The sequence below is a fragment of the Mesorhizobium sp. M2A.F.Ca.ET.037.01.1.1 genome (assembly GCF_003998075.1).
Classification (GTDB): domain Bacteria; phylum Pseudomonadota; class Alphaproteobacteria; order Rhizobiales; family Rhizobiaceae; genus Mesorhizobium.
This window is the reverse complement of sequence record NZ_RZSA01000643.1, coordinates 1-3,963: the sequence shown is the minus strand read 5'-3', so window position 1 is coordinate 3,963 and position 3,963 is coordinate 1. Positions and strand designations below refer to the sequence as shown.

General features: G+C 65.6%; 2 protein-coding genes and 1 pseudogene. 1 reads left to right on the top strand and 2 read right to left on the bottom strand.

Annotated features, from left to right (window positions below):
• A pseudogene (locus tag EOA27_RS26060) lies at positions 1 to 294 on the top strand (hypothetical protein); the annotation flags it as partial.
• Between the two features lie 72 nt (positions 295 to 366).
• On the opposite strand, the gene EOA27_RS26055 reads toward EOA27_RS26060, so the two are convergent.
• Both EOA27_RS26055 and EOA27_RS26050 read right to left on the bottom strand, forming a co-directional pair.
• A complete protein-coding gene (locus tag EOA27_RS26055) occupies positions 367 to 1,515 on the bottom strand; it encodes an efflux RND transporter periplasmic adaptor subunit (RefSeq protein ID WP_126078648.1) in 1,149 nt (382 codons plus the stop codon).
• Positions 1,516 to 1,529: 14 nt separating this feature from the next.
• On the bottom strand, positions 1,530 to 3,963 hold a 2,434-nt coding region (locus EOA27_RS26050; protein WP_145970535.1), incomplete at its 5' end, for an efflux RND transporter permease subunit.

The following is a 3,963-nucleotide window of genomic DNA, read 5'->3' as shown; positions in this document are numbered from 1 at the left end:
GGGCTGGCCGAGGCGGACGGAGACGGCAGACAGCGCGATCAACCGACCTGCTTCGAGATCGGCGCCGCGCGGCTGGGGCTGGGGATAGCGCTCGGCCAACGGATCATGGCGAGCGCCGATCTCGAAGCAGGTCGGTTGATCGCGCTGTCTGCCGTCTCCGTCCGCCTCGGCCAGCCCTATTGCGCCTTCATGCTGCCGGCGAAGGCGGAACGCGCCGACATTGCCGGCCTGGTCGAATTGCTGGCGAGCAGTCCCGGCAGGCCCCGTACGGAACCGGCATCGGGAACCGACTGAACCCTCATAACAAAACGGCGCCCTCGACGTGGGAGTCGAGGGCACCGTCGGACCGGAAACTGATGGGGGTTATCAGCTGGCCGGTTTCGGTTGCGGCAAGGGAGAAACCGGCATTCCGGGTCCGATCTTCTGCAGATTGCCCGTGATCACCTGGTCGGTCTCGGAGATGCCGGAGGTCACGGAAATCAGGTCGCCGTCGGTCGGCCCAAGCGACACCAGCTTCTGATCGACGGTGTTGCCCTTGCCGATGACATAAAGGTACTTGCCGAGCTGGCTGGAACCCAGCGCCACCTGCGGCACCATCAGCGTGTTGGGCTGCTCCTTCACATGCAGCCGCACCCGCACATATTGCCCGGGCAGCAGCGTGAACTTGGCATTGCCGATCGTGGCGCGCGCCGTGATCGTGCCGGTCGAATGGTCGATCGTGTTGTCGATGAAGGTCAGCTCACCCTTCTGGCTGGGCTTGGTCTCGCCGGGCAACAGCACGTCGACGGCGATCGGACCGTTGGCCCTCGCCTGCTCGATCTGCACGAGATCGGTCTCGCTCGGGTTGAAGGTCACATAGATCGGGTCGAGCTGCACCAGCGTGTTGAGCACCGTGCCGGCGACGCTGACCAGCGTGCCGACCGAAGCCTGGTTGCGGCCGATCCGGCCCGAGAATGGCGCCTTGATCTCGGCATAGCCAAGGTTGAGCTCGGCTGTCCGCACCGCCGCCTGGTCGACGGCAAGGGCGGCCTGGGCCGTGCGCAGATTGCTGGTGCGCTGGTCGAAGCTGTCCTTGTCGAGATAGCCGGCCTTGGCGAGGTCGGTGCCGCGGCCGAGATTGGACTTTGCATATTCCAGCGTCGCGGTATCGCGCTGCACTTGCGCCTTCGCCTGGTCGAGCGCGGCCTGATAATCCTCCGGCGCGATCCGGTAGAGCAGGTCGCCCTGCTTGACGTCGCTGCCGTCGGCCGCGGTCTGCTCCTGCAGATAGCCCGGCACACGCGCCTGCAGCGTGATGCTGCGGATCGACTCCACCCGCGCGGCGTAGTCGAGATAGATCGGCAGCGTCTTCTTCACGACATTCACCACCGGCACCGGCATGACGAAGGCCGCCGGGGCGGGCGCCGCGCCCGCCGTGCCGCCGCCGAGATAGCCCGGATTCAGCAGGTGGACGCTTGCAACCGACACTGCGCCCACCGCGACGGCGGCGCCTAAAGCGATTTTCCATCTACGCATTTTGCTCTCCAATCCTATTCGGCCGCCTGGGCGAGCGGCTGAAGCGCCGGCTCGGCGGTCGGTTCAATTTCCTTTGGCTCAGGGGCGTCGTGGTGTCCCTCGGCTGGTTCCTTTTCGCCGCGCTCGCGCAGCTGTTCGATCACCGCGTAGAAGACAGGCACGAAGACCAGCGACAGGATGGTCGCCGCCACCATGCCGCCGAAGACGGTGGTGCCGATCGACTGCCTGCTGGCCGCGCCCGCGCCCGTCGCGAACATCAGCGGCAGCACGCCGAGGATGAAGGCGAAGGCGGTCATCAGGATCGGCCGCAGCCTCAGCCGCGCAGCCTCCATCGAGGCCTCGACGATAGTGAGGCCTTCCTCGCGCCGGCGTCTGGCGAACTCGACGATCAGGATCGCGTTCTTGGCCGCGAGGCCGATCAGCATGACGAAGCCGATCTGCGAGTAGACGTCGATCTGCATGCCGCGCAGCAAAAGCACCACGAAGGCGCCGAACAGAGCGAGCGGCACGGCGAGCAGCACCATGAAGGGCATCGCCCAGCTTTCATACTGCGCCGCCAGGATCAGGAAGACGAAGACGATCGCCAGCCCGAACACGACCGAGGCGATCGATCCGGCCTTGAGCTCCTGGAAGGTGATGCCGGTCCATTCGTAGCCGAAGTCGCGCGGCAGCACGTTCGCTGCCGCCCGCTCCATGGCCGCCACCGCCTGACCGGACGAGAAGCCGGGGGCAGCACCGCCATTGATCAGGGCCGAGGCATTGTTGTTGTAATGCGGCACGGTCTCGGGTCCGACGATCGGCACCAGCTTGCCCAGCGTGCTCAGCGGCACCATGCCGCCCGACGCGTTGCGCACATAGAGCCTGGAGATGTCGGTGGCGTCGGCGCGCGCGTCCTTGTCGGCCTGGATGGTCACGCGGAAGGTGCGGCCAAACAGGTTGAAGTCGTTGACGTAGAGCGAGCCGAGATAGATCTGCAGCGTGTTGAACACATCGGGCAGGTTGAGGCCGAGAAGCTTCGCCTTGCTGCGGTCAAGGTCGTAGTTGAACTGCGGCGTCGAGGTCGAGAAGGACGAGAACAGCTGCTGCGGATTGAGCTCGGGCTGCTTGCGCGCCTCCGCGATCAGCGCCTGCGTCACATCGTTCAGCGCAGCGCTGCCGCGTCCCGACAGATCCTCCACCTGGAACTCGAAGCCGCCGGTGGTGCCGAGGCCCGGGATCGACGGTGGATCGAAGGACAGCGCGAACGCATCCGGCATCTGCAAGAGCTTGCCGCGCACCTGTTCGACCAGTTTCGAGGCGCTCTGGTCAGGCCCGCGCTCATCCCAGGGCTTCAGGATGGCGAACTCCACCGCCGAGTTCGACTGCGCGGCGCTGGTGAGGAAGTTCAGACCGCTGATCGAGCCGACGATGTCGACGCCGGGCGTGTTCTGCAGGATGTCGCGCGCCTTCTGCGCCACCGCGTCGGTGCGTTCGAGCGAAGCGCCGTCCGGCAGCTGGATGACGACGAAGAAATAGCCCTGGTCCTCCACTGGGAGGAAGGTCGAGGGCAATTTCTGCCAGACGAAATAGGTGGCGACGAGGCCGGCCGCGAACAGGCCGAGCATCGCCCAGCGCAGCTTGATCAGGATGCGCACGCCGTGGGCATAGGCATGGGACAGCCAGTCGAAGCCGGCGTTGAACCAGCGGAACAGCACGAACTGGGTTTCGCCGCGATGGCGCAGGAAGGCGGCGCTCAGGGCAGGGGACAGCGTCAGCGAGTTGAAGGCTGAGATGCCGACCGAGATCGCGACGGTGAGCGCGAACTGGTTGTAGAGCCGGCCGGAGACGCCCGGGATGAAGGCGACGGGAATGAACACCGCCATCAGCACCGCCGTAGTGGCGATGATCGGTCCGGTCACTTCGGCCATCGCCGCGCGCGTCGCGGCAAGCGGCTTCAAGCCCGCTTCCAATTGTCGCTCGACATTCTCCACCACCACGATTGCGTCGTCGACGACAAGGCCGATCGCCAGCACCATGCCGAGCAGCGAGAGCATGTTGAGCGAGAAGCCCAGCATATACATGATCGCCAGCGTCGCGATCAGCGATACGGGGATGGCGATGGTCGGGATGATGGTGGTGCGCCAGCTCTGCAGGAAGATGAACACCACCGCCACGACCAGCACCAGCGCCTCGCCGAGCGTGATCAGCACGTCATGCATCGAGGCCGACACGAAGCGCGTCGTGTCGTAATGCATGGCGTAGTGGACGCCCTTCGGGAAGCGCTGCGACAGCTCCTGCATCTTGTCCTTGACCCGCTGCTGCAGGTCGAGCGCGTTGGAGCCGGGCATCTGGTAGACGGCCAAAACCACCGTCGGGTCCTTGCCGAAGAAGGCGGATGACGAATATTGCAGCGCGCCGAGCTCGATGCGGGCGACGTCCCGCAGCCGCACAAGCGAGCCGTTCTGGGAG

Bases quoted from the DNA above. Each gene is read 5' to 3' on its own strand.
- EOA27_RS26055 (WP_126078648.1), bottom strand. From the start codon at position 1,515: ATGCGTAGATGGAAAATCGCTTTAGGCGCCGCCGTCGCGGTGGGCGCA.